Origin of the sequence: Massilia agrisoli (genome assembly GCF_020831365.1) — a bacterium.
GTDB lineage: Bacteria > Pseudomonadota > Gammaproteobacteria > Burkholderiales > Burkholderiaceae_D > Telluria_A > Telluria_A agrisoli.
On the sequence record NZ_JAJHPV010000004.1, the window covers coordinates 504,488 to 521,841 of the forward strand.

Annotated in this window: 13 protein-coding genes; 9 read left to right on the forward strand and 4 right to left on the reverse strand. The window is 63.3% G+C overall.

Annotated features, from left to right (window positions below):
- The first annotated feature begins 214 nt into the window (after positions 1-214).
- Positions 215-1,237 carry a tryptophan--tRNA ligase gene (gene trpS / locus LMJ30_RS03655; protein WP_229430980.1) on the forward strand — a complete coding sequence of 341 codons (1,023 nt, stop codon included), beginning with the start codon at positions 215-217 and terminating at the stop codon, positions 1,235-1,237.
- Between the two features lie 88 nt (positions 1,238-1,325).
- Here the strand turns inward: trpS and LMJ30_RS03660 are convergent, their stop codons facing one another.
- From LMJ30_RS03660 to LMJ30_RS03670, 3 genes are all read right to left on the reverse strand, one after another.
- Entirely contained in the window at positions 1,326-1,739 is a 414-nt protein-coding gene (locus tag LMJ30_RS03660) for a hypothetical protein (RefSeq protein WP_229430981.1), read from the reverse strand.
- A 150-nt stretch (positions 1,740-1,889) separates the two neighbouring features.
- Positions 1,890-2,327 carry a DUF3597 domain-containing protein gene (locus LMJ30_RS03665; RefSeq protein WP_229430982.1) on the reverse strand — a complete coding sequence of 146 codons (438 nt, stop codon included), beginning with the start codon at positions 2,325-2,327 and terminating at the stop codon, positions 1,890-1,892.
- A gap of 25 nt (positions 2,328-2,352) precedes the next feature.
- Complete coding sequence (locus tag LMJ30_RS03670; protein ID WP_229430983.1) at positions 2,353-2,874, reverse strand: hypothetical protein; 522 nt, start codon at positions 2,872-2,874, stop codon at positions 2,353-2,355.
- 182 nt (positions 2,875-3,056) lie between these two features.
- Between LMJ30_RS03670 and LMJ30_RS03675 the strand changes: the two genes are divergently transcribed.
- Both LMJ30_RS03675 and LMJ30_RS03680 read left to right on the forward strand, forming a co-directional pair.
- Positions 3,057-3,341 (forward strand): DUF1294 domain-containing protein, encoded by a 285-nt coding sequence (locus tag LMJ30_RS03675; RefSeq protein WP_229430984.1) that lies wholly within the window; start codon positions 3,057-3,059, stop codon positions 3,339-3,341.
- Between the two features lie 300 nt (positions 3,342-3,641).
- Complete coding sequence (locus LMJ30_RS03680; RefSeq protein ID WP_229430985.1) at positions 3,642-7,178, forward strand: CLIPPER-2 domain-containing protein; 3,537 nt, start codon at positions 3,642-3,644, stop codon at positions 7,176-7,178.
- A gap of 8 nt (positions 7,179-7,186) precedes the next feature.
- Here LMJ30_RS03680 and LMJ30_RS03685 read toward each other — a convergent pair whose 3' ends face one another.
- A complete protein-coding gene (locus LMJ30_RS03685) occupies positions 7,187-9,226 on the reverse strand; it encodes a reprolysin-like metallopeptidase (RefSeq protein ID WP_229430986.1) in 2,040 nt (679 codons plus the stop codon).
- Between the two features lie 552 nt (positions 9,227-9,778).
- Between LMJ30_RS03685 and LMJ30_RS03690 the strand changes: the two genes are divergently transcribed.
- From LMJ30_RS03690 to LMJ30_RS03715, 6 genes are all read left to right on the forward strand, one after another.
- Positions 9,779-10,408, forward strand: a complete 630-nt coding sequence (locus tag LMJ30_RS03690; protein ID WP_229430987.1) for a response regulator transcription factor — start codon at positions 9,779-9,781, stop codon at positions 10,406-10,408.
- 82 nt (positions 10,409-10,490) lie between these two features.
- Positions 10,491-11,246, forward strand: coding sequence for a glycerophosphodiester phosphodiesterase (gene ugpQ / locus LMJ30_RS03695; RefSeq protein ID WP_229430988.1), 756 nt, complete (start codon positions 10,491-10,493; stop codon positions 11,244-11,246).
- 53 nt (positions 11,247-11,299) lie between these two features.
- Positions 11,300-13,909 (forward strand): alanine--tRNA ligase, encoded by a 2,610-nt coding sequence (gene alaS, locus LMJ30_RS03700; protein WP_229430989.1) that lies wholly within the window; start codon positions 11,300-11,302, stop codon positions 13,907-13,909.
- A gap of 178 nt (positions 13,910-14,087) precedes the next feature.
- Positions 14,088-14,345 (forward strand): sulfurtransferase TusA family protein, encoded by a 258-nt coding sequence (locus LMJ30_RS03705; protein ID WP_229430990.1) that lies wholly within the window; start codon positions 14,088-14,090, stop codon positions 14,343-14,345.
- 366 nt (positions 14,346-14,711) lie between these two features.
- Complete coding sequence (locus tag LMJ30_RS03710; RefSeq protein WP_229430991.1) at positions 14,712-16,424, forward strand: hypothetical protein; 1,713 nt, start codon at positions 14,712-14,714, stop codon at positions 16,422-16,424.
- Between the two features lie 146 nt (positions 16,425-16,570).
- Positions 16,571-17,320 carry an electron transfer flavoprotein subunit beta/FixA family protein gene (locus tag LMJ30_RS03715; RefSeq protein ID WP_229430992.1) on the forward strand — a complete coding sequence of 250 codons (750 nt, stop codon included), beginning with the start codon at positions 16,571-16,573 and terminating at the stop codon, positions 17,318-17,320.
- Positions 17,321-17,354 lie beyond the last annotated feature (34 nt).

Genomic DNA, 17,354 nt, shown 5'->3' on the forward strand with positions numbered 1-17,354 from the left:
GTTCGCGTTGTTGGCATCGGTGTTCTGTTCTTGACAGAAAGCGGCTACTCTGTAACGATGCTGGCATGAACTTTTTCCGCTCACAATTTGCTATCTGGTGGCGTCGCTGACAGCGCGCGGCCGTTCCACAGCAATGTGATGCTTTCAAACGCCGCCTCGATTGGGCGGCGTTTTTGTTGGCGCGGCAGCATCGGGGCAATCCAGAGGATTTACGATGACAACGCCGAACCAGACAAACAACCTTCCGGTCATCCTGACGGGTGATCGCCCGACAGGTCCGCTGCACCTTGGCCACTTTGTGGGCAGCCTGCGCAACCGCGTTGCCTATCAACATAGTTATCAGCAATTCGTGATGCTGGCCGACGCCCAGGCGCTGACCGACAACATGGACGACATCAACAAAGTCCACCGCAACGTCGTTGAAGTTGCGCTCGACTATATGGCGGTCGGCATCGACCCGGCGTTGACGACGATCCTGATTCAGTCCCAGATCCCAGAGTTGGCAGAACTGACATTCTATTATCTGAACCTGGTTACCGTCGCACGGCTGGAGCGCAACCCGACGGTCAAGGAAGAAATCCGCCATCGTGGCTTCGAGCGCGACATCCCGGCCGGCTTCCTCACGTATCCGGCCAGCCAGGCTGCCGACATCACCGCATTCAAGGCGAGCCTGGTGCCGGTGGGCGAAGACCAGATTCCGATGATCGAGCAGACCAACGAAATCGTCCGCAAATTCAACCGCATGTATAACTGCGAGATCCTGGTGGAGGCGAAGGCGCTGGTGCCGGAGATCGGCCGCCTGCCCGGCATTGACGGCAAGGCCAAGATGAGCAAATCGCTCGGCAATACGATCAACCTGGGCGCGACGGCCGACGAGATCCGCGCGGCGGTCAAGCAGGTCTACACCGATCCGCTGCACCTGCGCGTGCAGGACCCGGGGCACCTCGAAGGCAACGTGGCGTTCATGTATCTCGACGCGTTTGACACCGAGAAGGATGCGCTGGCCGAGATGAAGGCGCACTACGTGCGTGGCGGGCTGGGTGACAGCATCGTCAAGAAGCGCCTGGAAGTGGTGCTGCAGGAAATGCTGGCGCCGATCCGCGCGCGCCGCGAAGCGCTGGCGCAGGACAAGGGCTATGTGATGCAGGTGCTGAAGGACGGCACCATGAAGGCGCGCGAAGTGGCGGCGAAGACGGCCGACGAGGTGCGCGCGGCGTTGGGGCTGAGCTACTTCTGATCTGCGGGTATTGGCTGTTCAACGAAAAACGGCGGATGCGTGCTGCGCACTTATCCGCGCATCCGCCGCATTAGCCTGACTGCCGCGACTACTTCACCCGCTTGACCCGCGGCGACTTGCGCGCGCCGTCAATCTCCATATACATCGCTCCCATCGCGCCGCGCGCCACGGTGGCCTTCAAATCCTTCCCGATGACAACGCCTTCGCTGTCGTCGACTACCTGCCACACCTGGCCATTCGCCAGCCTGATCCGTTGCTCAGCTTGCCAGCCCTCGAACCCGCCGGGAATGTGGCTCTGGATCGTCTCGATCTCAGGCCGCTTCGGCGCCAGCCCGAACGCCTGCTCCTGCAGCTCGCGCTTCTGCGCTGCGGTCGGCTTTTTGACCGCGTCATAACAGGCCAGCCGCTTGCTGTCGTCGCTGATGTCGCGGCAACGGAAGAACGCGGCTTCATCGGCCAACACAGGTCCGGATACGAGCAGCAAGGCAATCAATAATTTCATGGGAGAGTCTCAGGTGAGGAGTGCCGAATTGGCTTGCACCGGAGTATTCCACGCGCGCATGGCATGGTCAAGAACGCAATCCCGGCAAGGGATGCGCGGCATCGCCCCGCGCAGAGGCAGGGCAACGCCAGCAAAAAAACGGACGAACGCTTAGTCGCGCAGGTCGGCAGGCACCTTGCCGCCGTTGGCCGCGAGGCGGTTCATCACCTGGCGGTGCAGCCAGATGTTCATCGAGGCCGAATCGCTCATGTCGCCTTTGTAGTCGAGCTCTTGCGCCAGTTCCTTGCGCGACTGCAGGCTGCTGTCGAGGTTCAGGAGCTTGAGCAGGTCGACGATCGAGGAGCGCCAGTTGAGCGGCTCGCCGGCCGACTGGGCCATCTTGTTAAGGATCGCTTCCACGTCGACCATCTCCATCGGCGCGGCCGGCGGCGGTGCAGCAGGGCGGGGCGCAGCCTGCGGCGCGGTCTGCTGGGCGGTCTGGGTTGGCTGCGATTGCATCGAGCCTGGCGTGGCCTGCGGCTTGGCTTGTGCCGCGGCGGGGTGCGAGGAAGGGAAGATCTTGCGGAAAATATTGCTGAGGATACCCATGGTATTTTTCTCCTGATTGGTTGGTTTAACGACGCATGCCTTGTGCGACCTGGCCCAGTACGATGGCGAGTGCAGCGCCGCCGATGGCTTTCGCCAGGGTAGGGTTTTCCGCATAGAAGTCGCCCATGCGGTCCACGATGCCCGGATTCTCGTTCTCGGCCTTGGCCGCGATTTCCTGTACCTGCTCAGGCGTCATTTTGGCGGCCTGTTCAGGAGTAATATGCGGCTGGGCGTTGTTGTTGCCGCCGCCGAAGATATTGCCCAGCGCGCCGCCTGCGATCGAGCTCAGCAGGCCAGGGCCGAGGCCGCCGATCAGCTGGTTGAGCATGCCGGCGCGCTGGTTCGGGTCGCTCTGGCCGAACATCTGGCCGACCATTTGCGGGAAAGGCGGCGTCTGGTCCGAGCGCAGCGCCGCGGTCACGCCCTGGGCGACCTGGGCGCGCGGCGCCGCGTTGGCAACCTGGTCGAAATCCTCTGCCGCGCGGTCAGGGTTGGCGTTGGCGCCGCCCATGTATTGCTGAAGCAGATTTCCTAAATCGAAACCCATATCGACCTCCGTTAGTTTGAAAGAAAAAGGCATTCCGGTGCTCAGCAAGCCAGGAATGCCGACTTGCTGAGCGTAGGCTTTAACCAAGGGTGGCTCTGTTCGGCACTTCACCCTCGCAGGGATAATTGGACACGGCATGCGGAAGGCCGTAAGCTCAGCATTTCCATACGAAAAGAGTCGTCATGATTGAGCAGCCCTTCCAGGCGCTTGGCGCGCTGTATGCGTGTGCCAGCACCCTGTGTTTCGCCGCCTACGCGCGCGACAAGCGCGCTGCCCGGACCGGGCGGCGGCGCACGCCCGAGCAAACGCTGCTGCTGCTCGGGCTGGCCTGTGGCTGGCCCGGTGCCTTCCTGGCCCAGCGCGCGCTGCGGCACAAGTCGTCCAAGCACGCGTTCCAGCGGAAGTTCTGGTTCACGGTCGTGCTGAACATGTTGCTGGCCGTGGCCGCCGTGGCCTGGGCCAGCTGACCGGGCCGGCACGGCCGTTGGTCACCGCTGCGCGCAGCGCCAGCGCTCCGGTTTCCTGTCGCGTTACGCCCGCAATTTGCTATCCATACTCCGAGCGGATGATAGCGCCCCTTGCTCATGCTGGCTAAGCTGAGCCGATAGCCAAACGAACTGAAGCGATTGAATCCCGCCGGCCTTGCGTGGTCCGCAGCGGGGGAGAGGCGATGCGCCCGTGTTCGGCGCCTTGGCCTCCGTCGGATTGAAGAATGGTCGTCGACGCTACATCACAAGAGACAATTTCTTTATCCTGGGGAGATAGATATGGCAAAGACTTCAATCAAGCCGACGGTCAACCTTGACCAATGGGCCAACGGCGCGGCGCCGGACGAGATGGTGAGCAGCGGTTCGCAGGCCGATCAGTGGCAAAACGGCAACCTCGGGGCCGCGCAGGCGCATTATGCGGAAGGCGAAAGCGTGCCTTACCGTGCAGTGTTCAACAACTTGCAGGAGGGCGCGATCTACTGGGTCACCTTGCAGTGGGACACGACCAAGAGCGGCGTCCATGCACTGGACTACATCAACAGCTACAACGACAGTTTCCCCGCTGGCCGCAACGAGACAATTCCGGTGCCGACCCAGGGGGTGGTCGATCCGCTCGGCTCGCTCAGCCTGATGACGGCCGCTGCGATTCCGACCGACCCGATGGCGATTAACCAGGAGTCGGGACAAATCAGTCTGTTCGGCGGCGCGACCTTCCTGAATTATGTATTGCCGGGCGCTGACGGCGTGTTCGGCACCGCCGACGATGATAACGCGCCCACCAATCCGTATACCCTGACCGGCGCCTATTCCGGCACCAGTTCCACCTCGCTGACCCTGAAGTTCCAGTACACCGGCGACGGCGACGCCACCCTCGGCGAATATGGCTCGGCGGTGGTGGCATGGGGCGGCCACATTGCCACCCGCGCCGACTGGGGCGACGGCAACTCCGCCGCTGCGATTTCCGGTTCCCCTTACCACACCCGGCTGATCGGCTTTGCCGACGATAACCCGAGCACGGCCGAGAGCGTCGGCAACCAGGACCGCTCGCTGTCGAGCGCCGCGGTCACCTTCCCGGGCGAGATCACCGTCACCAAGCAGACCACGCCCGATGGCAACACCACCGAGGAATTCGACTTCGAGCTGACCCGGCCGGCAAATACGGTCGACGTGATCGGCGGCCTGCTCGATGCCACCGGCGACGGCATCATCGACGGCCGCGATGACGGGCGCTTCACCGACAGCGGCGGCGAAGTATTCCTGGTTACCGATGGCAGCGTGGCCGACACCGCCGGCGGCGACGGCCTGGTCAACAGCTATGCGATCATCGCAGGAGGACTCGACATCAACGGCTCGAACAGCGTGACCATCGACGACAAGCTGACCAACCTGGCCGGCACCGGCGTCGCCACCTTCATGCTCAAGGACGGCCAGTCGCAGACCTTTGGCGGCTTGCTGGACTTCGGCGCCTACACGGTTGCCGAAGTCGGCATTGGCGCCGACTGGGACCTGACTAGCATCAACACCTCGCGCACCGACATCAACGGCACGACCACCAACGCAACCATCAACAACCCGTCCGGCGACCAGGCCACCATCACGCTGGCCGAGGCCGACCGCTGGACGCTGACATACAACGACGCCTTCATTGCCCGGCCCGGAGTGTCGATCGCCAAGACGGTCAGCGATGTCGACGGCGGCGGCAGCGCCGCCTCGGCCGATGAAGCCGGCGACGTGATCACCTATGCGATCGCGGTCGGCAACACCGGCAACGTCGCGCTCAGCAGCGTGAGCGTCACCGACCAGGTGGAAGGCTACAGCGCCACCGGCGCCACCTTTACCGGCGGCGACGCCAACGGCAACAGCCTGCTCGACCTGACCGAAACCTGGACCTACAGCGCCACCTACACCGTGCTGCAGGGCGACCTCGACGGCAAGGGCGGCGGCGACAGCGACCTCGACAACACCGCCACGGTGACCACCGGCCAGACCGGGCCGCAGCAGTCGTCGGCCACGGTGCCGCTGGCCTACACCCCGTCGCTGGGCATCAGCAAGACCCCGGACCGCACCGAGGTTGGCGCCAACGAGGTGATCAACTACGGCATCGTCGTCACCAATACTGGCAACATCACCCTGACCGGCATCACGCTGGCCGATCCGCTGCTGGCGAACGAGGCGTATGCGTCGGGCGATACCGACCTGGACGGCAAGCTGGATGTCGGCGAAGCGTGGAACTACACCGGCAGCTACACGGTGTCGCAGGCAGTGGTCGACAACGACGGCGTTGACGCCAACGGCGCCTACGATGGCGACGGCGATGTCGACAATACGGCGACGGCCGACAGCAACGAGACCCTGTCCGCCAGCGCCAGCGCGGTGGTGCCGCTGCGGCCGGCGGGCCCGCCGTCGATCGACGTTGAAAAATACGTGTCGGTCGATGGCGGCACGACCTGGATCGATGCCGACAATCCTACCGGGCCGGTACTGCTGTCGGGAACCAATCCGCAGTTCAAGTTCGTCGTCACGGGCGATGACGCCCTGACCCTGACCAATGTGGTGCTGAGCGACAGCGACTTCGACCTCAACGGCGCGGCCGCCGGCGGCAGCGTCGCGATCGGCACGCTGGCGCCGAACCAGACTTACGAGCAGGTGTTCACCGGCGCTACCTTCCAGGCCGGCCAGCATACCAACACCGCCTCGGTGGTCGGGACCACGGTGCTCGGTGCGCCGGTGCAGGACGCCGACGACGCCAATTACTTCGGCTTTTCGCCGATCACCATCACCGGCAACCCGCAGTTCAATTTCCCCAACGACCTGGAGAAAATCCAGCCGAAACTGCAGGGCGCCGATTCCTTCATCATCAACCCGCTCGGCTATATTTCGTGGGACATGTTCACCTCCGATAACATGAAAGCGAGCATCGATACGACGGCCAATTTCCTGTCCACCTATCCCGGCTTGACGGTATCGATCCAGGAGATCTGGAACAGCGTGTCGATCGGCAGCAAGGCCTCGGGGGCGGATGCGATCTACCGCATTTATGTCGCCAACGAAAGCGACGCCGCGGTAGCGCTCGACAACAGCCACAATATCGTCGAGTACGACATCGTGGCGTCGTCGACCGACAAGGGCTTGATCGACCTGATCAACGCCGACCCGCTGATCGGCAATTTCAACAGCTTCAGCAATATTGAAAATGCGGTCGGCAAGGCCGGCAACGGGTTCACGACCGGAAGCAGTCCCGTCATTACTGCCGGTTTCGACAAGATCTGGAGCAGCACCAGCGTGACCGGCACCGCGGTCAACGAAACCCCGGCGCCGCTGGCCGGCATCGATGGCCTGGGCGGCAATGACGCCATCTACGGCCGCAATAATGCTGCCGGTACCACCGAGGTGCTCAGCGGCGGCGCCGGCGCCGACATGGTGGACGGCCGCGACGGTCGCGATACGGTCAGCGGCGGCATCGGCAACGACTACCTGTTCGGCTCGCTGGGCGCGGACAGCATCTCCGGGGGCGACGGCGACGACATCCTGTTCGGCGGCTACGGACCCGATTCGCTGACGGGCAACGCCGGCAGCGATACCTTCATCCTGCGGATGGGCGACTTCGAAACGATTACCGATTTCGACGTCACGGCGGGAGCCGGCGATACGCTGAAGCTCTGGCTCGAGTCGCTCGACAACACGGCCGCGTCAGGCAGCTATGTGGTCGACTACGACGAGGCCAACGGCATCCTGCTGGTCGACGGCACGCCGGTGGTACAACTGATTGGCACGTACACCGAGGCGCAGGTGCTGGCGCACCTGGTGCTGACGTAACGCGCCGCTCAGTTCACCAAGAAGGTGGTCGTCGCGCTGGCGCTTTGCGACAACCCGGCCGCCGTGGCCTGCACCTGGTAGGTCCCGGCGGCGTTTTTGCGGGCAATCCGGTAGCTGGCGCTGGCCAGGCCGTTGCTGCCCGAGGTGGCGCGCAGGGTCGCCAGCACGCCATTGGGCTGGGCGACCGTGAAAGTCACAGCGGCGCCCGCCACGGCGCTGGTGCCTGAGCGGACCGTCGCCGTCAGCGTGGCGGTCTGCCCGGCGCTGTAGCTGGGCTTGCTGGTAGCGACGCTGACCGCCAGCCCTTCCACCTGGTAGGTGGCGCTCGCGCTTGCGCTGTTGGCCGGGGAGGCTGTATTGACCACGCCGATACTGACGACCTGGGCGCCGGCCGCCGACAGCGGCGAGGCCACGCTCAGCGTTGTACTGGCGCTGGCGCCAGGGGCCAGCGCGACCGTCGCGGGCGCCAGGCTGGCGTTCCATCCGGCCGGCGCCGTCGCATGCAGGGCGAAGCTGGAGCTTCCGCAGGCTGGCTGGTCCATGTTCTTGACGCTGACGACGTAGGTCAGCGTCGCACCGGGCGCTCCCGAGCGGCTCTGGGTCGCGGGCGTCACGGCGGGATTGGCGCGTCCGCAACCGGACACCGGCTGGCCGAAGCTGATGTTGACGCTGGCGCCGGTGGCGCCCACCGCCGCCGTCGTGATCCGCATCCCGGTGGCGGCGTCGGTGAAGCTTTGGCCGACTTCCAGCGCCGGGTCGTTCCAGTCGTACGAGGGGTAAATCGAGCTGTTCGGCGTCATGTCGAGCAGGTGGCTGAAGCCGCCGTCGGTGACGCTGCGCACCACGACGCCATTTACCACATTGGTGCCCGGCATTGAGGCAATATAGCTGTCCGAACCGCTCGGCGTGCGGTATTCGATGTAGTACCAGGAACGCAGCCCGCTGGCCGGATCGGTACTCCTGAGGATCTTCAGTGCTTTCGGACTGGCGCTGGCCGTCTCGTAGGCGGCCAGCGTGTAGGTCCCGCCCGCTTCGACCGCGGTGACGGGCGCCATCACGCCGCCCCCGAGCCAGCCCAGGCGCTCTTTCTGGACCGCGTTGAAGTGGCCCGGATTGGTGCTTCCCATTACATCGAGGACATCGCCGTAATCGATGGCCGTGCAGGTTGTCCCGGTGGTGGCGGCGCCGCACTCCAGCGAACGGGAGTGCTTGAGCCCGAGGTTGTGCCCGATCTCATGGGCGATGGTGGACATCCTCAGGGTGCCGTTCAGCCAGATGCCCCCCGGCGCGCCGCCCATGGTTCCGGAGGCCCCGAAGGCGCAGGCGGCGGTGTTGGGGAACAGGTAAATGAGGTGCTGGTAGCCCGACAGGTCGATCCCCGCGGCCGCGGCTGCCTGCTTCGAGGCGCTTGCGATCGCCGTGGTATCGCAGCTGGCCTGGCTCAGCGGCAAGGTGTACCAGCCGTGGACGGCGCCCGCCAGCCAGGTTTGCTGCTGCGAGTTTTCCTTGAAGAAATTACTGGCCTGGGTGAACACGATGTCGTTGGCTTGCGCCTGGGTGTACGGCTGGGCCGGGTTGTCCTGGAAGTTCACCAGCAAGACCGCAATCTTGCGGGCGCCGCCGGTGCTGGACAGCTCGGCTGGCGCCAGCGCCTCCATCGCGGAGCCGTCCTGTGGGTCGAGGGTGACAAGGTTGCCGCTCTGCCGCCCCCTGACGCGCACCCTGGTCCCGGTATCGAGCTGGGGCGAGCCAGCGGCGGGCCTCAGTTCCAGGTCGCCATTCTGGGACTTGAGGAAATAGCGGGTGCGCTGCGTGCGGCTCGCGAAATCCTCCTCTACCACGACCAGCAATTCGCCTTCGGCCTCGACAGATGTGCCGGCGAGGCTCGCCGCCGCGCCGCTGCCGGAGTGGCTTACCTGTGCCAGGGTGGTGGCGCGGTCCGGCGTCGCCTCGGCAAGCGCCGGGGCCTCGCCGGCAGGGTCGCGTCCGCCGCAGGCGGCCAGGAGTAAGACAAGGATAAAGGTACTGCGCTTGGCAAGATGGATCAAAGCATTCTCCTGACGGGAGTGAATGGGTTCTGCAACATGTCGTGTGAAGTGAACGTATCGAACAAAAAAATGGGAACAACGATTCCGCGCCCAGGAAATCGGCGGAGTCGCGCTGGCGGATTGGGTTATTGCAACGACAAAAGCGTGGCGGGGTTTAATTCAGTTCAAAAATCGTGACAGAATTTTCGACTAGAAACAATTTATTTTGCGAAATCTATCGCGAGATGGGCGATTTGTGGATATTTCCCATCGTAATTTTTCACCAGCGATAAGACTTCTTGTAAAGGGGTAATGGAAGTGGATGGCAAAGCAATGTGAGGAAAATGGCAAGCGCGCGGCAGCGAATGCGTTGAAATACATTTGCTTAAATATAATCGAGCCCGGAAAGATTTGATGCGGAACCACTATTATTGAATTCGGGAATTTAGGTAATTAGAATAAAGGTGTTGTGAACTTGTAAATACAAGGTGGCGACACTTGATTTAATATTGAAAAGGTAAGAACATGGATAGGTAGTGCACGCAGAGGCGCTAAGACAAAACGGGATCGGGAATGTCCAATATCACAGTTTTATGCGCGGACGGGGTTATCCATCGTTCATTGCGCAAAGCAATGGACGAATGCGATGGTATTTTGCTGATGGAAACAGAAGGAGGAGGCGAGTCCCTCATCCTGCAGCAGGCTCGTGACCTTCGGCCCGATGTATTCCTGATGAGCGGTCCCCTCGATGCGCCGCACTCCTTGTCCTTGTTGGCGCGGCTAAAAGTGCTCAGCCCAGAGACGCGGATAATCGTGTTTTTTGATTTTTGCAGCCACCGCGAAATAATCGATGCGTTGTCGCATGGGATAAAGGGATGTATTAAGAAAACTTCCCCGGCCACGGAATGGCCAAAGGCAATCCGGGTTGTTCATGAAGGTAATTATTGGATACCGCGCCAGTTGCTGGTGGAGTCGCTGGACTGGATGCTCAATAACAGCGGTAATGAAGGTCAATTGCCGGATTCCAAACCAAAGATCCTGACCGCCCGTGAATGGGAAGTAATTCACTGGGTAAAACAGGGAATGACAAACAAGGAGATCGCGCGCCAGTTGGCGATCAGCGATACCACCGTTAAAACCCATCTCCAGCATATTTACGGCAAGCTCGAAATTCGCCGGCGCCTGCGCCTGCCTCTTGCCTGACACAGTCACAACGCTCACCGCCGGGTTTGCGCCAGCGGCGAGAAGTGAGACAATCGCTGCATCTTGATCGCCGTGGACTGAGATGTGGCCCTATCCTAAGGTCGTTGCCCATCGGGGCGGGGGCAGGCTTGCCCCGGAAAACACGCTCGCCGGCCTGCGTTGCGGGCTCGCTTACGGCTTCCGCGCAGTGGAATTCGACGTGATGCTGGCGCGCGACGGCGTGCCGGTCGTGGTCCACGATCCCTACCTCGGCCGCACCATCCCCGGATCCGGCAATGTGTTCGATTACGACGCCGCCGAGCTGGTGACGATGGATGCCGGCAGCTGGTTCGCTCCCCGCTTCAAAGGCGAGCCGGTGCCGCTGTACACCCAGTTTGTCGACGCTTGCCGGGCTCACGGGGCCTGGATGAACGTCGAGATCAAGCCGGCCCCGGGTGTCGAGGAGGAGACGGGCAGGGTGGTGGCTACGCTGACGCAGGCCATGTTCGGCCTGCAGATCGCCATGGATGACCCGCTGCAGGTCCCGCTGTTTTCCTCGTTCAGCACGGTTGCGCTGGAGGCTGCGCGGCTGGCCGCGCCCGGCATTGCGCGCGCGCTGCTGGTGGACGACCCGCCTGAGGATTGGCTGGAGCAGGCCAGGAAGCTCGATGCCGTGGCGATCCACGCCAACCACAAAAAGCTCACGCGCCCATTCGCGCGCCAGGTCAGGGAAGCGGGCCTGGGCCTGTTTTGCTATACGGTCAATGACCCGGTGCGGGCGCGCGAGTTGCTTGGCTGGGGCGTCGACGCCCTCTGCACTGACCGGATCGATATCATCGGGGCAGATTTCGCAGGCTGACCTACGCTATAATCGTTTTTTTATAGCATGCTGCCCGAACTCGCCCACACAACATGAAATCATCCGAAATCCGCGACAAATTCCTCAAGTTCTTCGAATCCAAGGGCCACACGATTGTCCGTTCGAGCCCGCTCGTTCCGGGCAACGATCCGACCATGTTGCTGACCAACAGCGGCATGGTGCAGTTCAAGGATGTCTTCACCGGCGCCGACACCCGCCCGTACTCGCGCGCCACCTCGGTGCAGCGCTGCGTGCGCGCCGGCGGCAAGCACAACGACCTGGAAAACGTCGGCTACACCGCGCGCCACCACACCTTCTTCGAAATGCTGGGTAACTTCAGCTTCGGCGACTACTTCAAGCGCGACGCCATCCAGTACGCGTGGGAGCTGCTGACCAAGGTCTACATGCTGCCGGCCGAGAAGCTGACCGTCACCGTCTACATGGAAGACGACGAAGCTGCCGAGATCTGGGAAAAGGAAATCGGCGTCCCGCGCGAGCGCATCATCCGCATCGGCGACAACAAGGGCGCGCGCTACGCATCGGATAACTTCTGGCAGATGGCCGACACCGGCCCATGCGGCCCGTGCACCGAGATCTTCTACGACCACGGCGCCGACATCGCCGGCGGTCCTCCAGGCTCGCCTGACGAAGACGGCGACCGCTTCATCGAAATCTGGAACCTGGTGTTCATGCAGTTCAACCGCGACGAAGCGGGCGTGATGCACAAGCTGCCGAAGCCGTGCGTCGATACCGGCATGGGCATGGAGCGCCTGGCCGCCGTGCTCCAGCACGTGCACAGCAACTACGAGATCGACCTGTTCCAGGCGCTGATCAAGGCAGCCGCGCGCGAGACCGGTGTCACCGACCTTGAAAGCAAAGCGCTGCGCGTGATCGCGGACCACATCCGCGCCGCTTCCTTCCTGATCGTCGACGGCGTGATTCCGAGCAGCGAAGGCCACGGCTACGTCCTGCGCCGCATCATCCGCCGCGCGCTACGCTACGGCCACAAGCTGGGCCAGACCAAGCCATTCTTCTACAAGCTGGTGGCCGACCTGTCCAACGAGATGGGCACCGCCTACCCGGAACTGGCCGAGGCAAAAGAGCGCGTCGCCCAGGTGCTGAAAGCGGAAGAAGAGCGCTTTGGCGAGACGCTGGAAAACGGCATGAAGATCCTCGAAGCGCAGCTGGCAAAGGACGCGCAGAAGCTCGACGGCGCCACCGCCTTCACCTTGTACGACACCTACGGCTTCCCGCTCGACCTGACCGCCGACATCTGCCGCGAGCGCGGCATTTTGCTGGACGAGGAAGGCTTCGCCGCGGCGATGGAGCAGCAGAAGAAAACCGCACGCGCAGCCGGCAAGTTCAAGATGGCCGCCGGCGTCGAGTACAGCGGCGAGAAGAGCAAGTTCGTCGGCTACGACAAGCTGGCGCATGACTCGAAAGTGATCGCGCTGTACGCCGACGGCGTGCAGGTGCAGGAACTGACCGCCGGCCAGCAGGGAATCGTGGTGCTCGACACCACCCCGTTCTACGCCGAGTCGGGCGGCCAGGTGGGCGACCAGGGCGCGATCCTGGGCGCGGCCGGCCAGTTCGACGTCGAAGACACGCTCAAGATCCAGGCCGACGTGCCGGGCCACCACGGCGTGCTGAAGTCCGGCGTGCTGAAGGTGGGCGAAGCGGTCGCGGCGAACGTCGACGAAGCCAAGCGCGCACGCACCATCCGCAACCACTCGGCCACCCACCTGATGCACAAGGCGCTGCGCGAAGTTCTGGGCAGCCACGTGGCGCAAAAGGGATCGCTGGTCGATGCTGAAAAGACCCGCTTCGACTTCAGCCACAATGCGCCACTGACCGCCGAGCAGATCGCGAAGGTCGAGCAGCTGGTCAACCGCGAGATCCTCGACAACCACCCGACCCAGGCGCACCTGATGTCGTTCGACGACGCGGTCAAGCACGGCGCGATGGCGCTGTTCGGCGAAAAGTACGGCGACGAAGTGCGCGTGCTCGACATCGGCTCGTCGAAAGAACTGTGCGGCGGCGTGCACGTCACCCGTACCGGCGACATCGGCTTCTTCAAGATCATTGGCGAGAGCGGCGTCGCAGCCGGCATCCGCCGCGTTGAAGCGGTGACCGGCGAAGGCGCGCTGGCGCTGGTGCAGGCGATGAACCGCCGCCTGCAGGAAGCCGCGGGCGCGCTCAAGACCAGCCCGGACGAACTGACCTCGCGCATCGCGCAGGTGCAGGACCAGGTCAAGTCGCTGGAAAAAGAACTGGCTGCGCTGAAGTCGAAGATGGCGGCGGGGCAGGGCGACGAGCTGGCCAACCAGGCGGTCGACGTCAACGGCATCAAGGTGCTGGCCGCTACGCTGGACGGCGCCGACGTGGCCGGCCTGCGCGAGACCATGGACAAGCTGAAGGACAAGCTCAAGACCGCCGCCATCGTGCTGGCCAGCGTTGCCGACGGCAAGGTCAGCCTGATCGCGGGCGTGACTGCCGACGCGACCTCGAAGGTCAAGGCGGGCGAGCTGGTGAACTTTGTGGCCCAGCAGGTGGGCGGCAAGGGCGGCGGACGTCCGGACATGGCGCAAGCTGGCGGCACCGATCCAAGCGGCCTGCCGCAGGCGCTTGCCGGCGTGGCGGAATGGGTGGGCCAGCGCGCTTAAGCGCCTGTCCTGCCTGAACCAGGCCCGGCAATTGCCGGGCCTTCTTCATTGAATTTTCAACACGTCAATAGTGGTTGTGATAACACAACATGCGAGATAAATATTGGTGCGGTGCGTCATGATCTGCAAATAGGAGTAGTATGCGATTGCGTAACCCAACAACCCTGCAGAGCAATTGATGAGCGACACCCTACTCGACAGCGAGATCATGGAATACCAGAAAGAACTCGACGCACGAGGCTTGAACTGCCCTTTGCCGATCCTGAAGGCGAAGAAGGCTTTGGCTGAAATGGCGACGGGTGAAGTCCTGCGGATCATTGCCACCGACTCCGGTTCGGTGCGTGACTTCCAGGCCTTCGCCAAGCAAACCGGCAATGCCCTCGTATCGCACACCCAGAACGGCCACGAATTCGTTTTCCTGATGCGCCGTAAGTAACACCACACGGGTGGTGCGGGCGTTCGCTCGCACCATTCTCATCGCTTTTCCGACCCAGCCAAAACTGATCGCGGCCCAGCGCCTGGCGAGGTATCGGCACGCCTGTCGCGAACCCCGCGTCGTTCCCGCGCAGGCGGGAACCCATACTGAACATGCATTGGGCAGCAAACAAAAGCACCACTAGTCGTTTTCAGAATGGCTTCCCGCTTCCGCGGGAATGACGCTCACACTTGACGCCGAAATAACGATATTTTTGCACTGCAGTGATGCAAACTTTCGTTCTCCGCGCATGACAAGTATGGCAAAATTGCCAATCTGGGCAATCAATACATCCTGCTCGCCACCTTATCCACATCGGGTTACCTCATGCGCAAACACCTCCGGTCCAACCTCCCGCGGCGGCTGTGCATGACCGCGCTGTCGCTGTCGGTGATCGCCGCCTGCTCGATCCTGCCGCTGACCGTGGACACCAGGGCCACCGCGCCGGTACTGGATGGTTTCGGCGAGACCACGCTGGTGCCATCACATGGCAGCCAGGCCGCGCGCCGCCTGTTCGCGCAAGGGATGGCGCAGGCGTATGCGTTCAACCGCCCCGAGGCGATCCGCGCGTTCAAGGCCGCGCTGGCGCAAGACCCGGACTGCGGCATGTGCGCCTGGGGCGCCGCCGTCCAGATGGGCCCAAACATCAACAACCGCACGCGCGGCGACGTCACCGAAGCGGCCAAATATGCCGACTACGCCCTCCGGCACACCAAAGGCCTTTCCGAACGCGACCTGGCGCTGGTCAATTCGCTGGCGGTGCGCTACGGGCGCAAGGCCGGCACGGCGCAGGCGGCGCCGTACGGCGAAATTTGCCGGCCGCCGGACGGTGAATCCGAGCCCGCCGACCCGCTCGACGTCGCTTACGCTGGCTACATGCAGCAGCTCGCGGCCCGCTTCCCTGCCGACCCCGATGTGCTCACGCACTACGCGGAAGCGGAGATGGTGGCCACCAGGAGCGACTGGTGGGACCCGAAAACCGGCAAGGCTGTGGGACGCATCGGCGCACTGGCCGACCTGGTCGAAGCCGGCCTGGCCAGATACCCCGAACACGTCGGGCTGAACCACTACATGATCCACGTGGTTGACGCGGTGCCAGTGGCAGCGCGCGCGGTGGCCGCTGCCGACCGGCTGGGCAAGCTGGCGCCGAAGTCGCCGCACCTGCTGCACATGCCGTCCCACACCTACGCCCACGTCGGGCGCTACGCCGACGCCACCCGGGTGAATCAACTGGCGGTGGCGGCCGACGAGGCGATGTTCGGGGAACTGAAAAAGCAGGACTTCACGGTCAGCATGGACTGGCGCGGCCACAATTCGCACTTCCAGTGGTATGCGGCGCTGATGGAGGGGCGGGGCGACCTGGCGCTGGACACGGCGCGCGGCGCGGCCGACCGCGCCAAGGGGGACCATGTGTGGGGCGAGTACACGCGCAGCCTTCCGATGCTGACCTTGCTGCACCTGCAGCGCTGGGATGCGCTGCTCAAGGAGCCGATGCCGGTTGGCGGGCGCGGGGTCGCGGCGGCACTGGGGGATATGTCGCGCGGCATTGCCATGGCCCGCAGCGGCCAGCTTTCCAGCGCGCGCACGACGCTGGAAACGCTCAAGGCACAATCCAGGACGCTGGTCGAAAAACACAAGGGGACCGACTTCTTCGACAAGATGATCCGCAGCTTCGCCGTCAGTGCCGAAGCCCAGCTGGGCGCCGAAATCGCATTCGCGGAGCAGCGCACCGACGCGGCGCTGGCGCTGCAGGCGAAGGCGGTGGAAGCCGCAGCGCGCCTGGACCGCGTGGAACCGCCGATGCTGGCCAGCGGTCCGCGCTACCGGCTCGGCGGCATGCAGTTGAAGGCCAGGCGCTTCGCGGCGGCAGAGCAGACCTTCCGCGAAGGGTTGGCGCTGCATCCGGGCAGCGGATGGACCTTGAACGGGCTGGAAAAGGCGCTGTCGGCGCAGGGCAAAACGGCCGAGGCGCACATCGTGCAGCGCGACCTGGCCAAGAGCTGGGTGGTCGCGGACAGCCAGGTCCGCGCGGCCCAGTAAGCCTCGCGATAAGGGAACTTTAGGCGAAAGCCTCTACCCAGAAATCGCACGATCGTGCTTTAATTCTGTCCTGTAGAGGTTTTTCTCTTATAATCTAGGCCACTTTAGTCACTTACCGAATTTCTAATTTCCCAAAAGGCACCCTCATGAAAGTCCTGGTACCCGTCAAACGCGTGGTCGACTACAACGTCAAAGTGCGCGTGAAATCCGACGGCAGCGGCGTCGATATCGCCAATGTCAAAATGTCGATGAATCCATTCGACGAGATCGCGCTGGAAGAGGCGATGCGCCTGAAGGAAGCGGGCAAGGTCACCGAAGTGGTGGCGGTATCGTGCGGCGTCACCCAGTGCCAGGAAACCCTGCGCACCGGCATGGCGATCGGCGCCGACCGCGGCATCCTGGTCGAAACCACCGCTGAACTCGAGCCGCTGGCTGTCGCCAAGCTGCTCAAGGCGCTGGCCGACAAGGAACAGCCACAGCTGATCATCCTGGGCAAGCAGGCGATCGACGACGACTCCAACCAGACCGGCCAGATGCTGGCAGCCCTGCTGGGCTGGCCGCAGGCGACGTTCGCGTCCAAGGTTGTGCTGGAAGACGGCAAAGTCACCGTCACCCGCGAAGTGGACGGCGGCCTGGAAACCCTGGCGTTGACGCTCCCGGCGATCATCACCACCGACCTGCGCCTGAACGAGCCGCGCTACGTGACGCTGCCGAACATCATGAAGGCCAAGAAGAAGCCGCTCGACACCGTCAAGCCGGAAGACCTGGGCGTTGATGTTGCTGCGCGCCTGAAGACCCTGAAGGTCGTCGAGCCAGCCAAGCGTTCGGCCGGCATCAAGGTGCCTGACGTGGCGACCCTGGTTGCCAAGCTGCGCACCGAAGCCAAAGTTATCTGATCGCGGCCCGGCCGTCCACACAAAAATTTAGGAA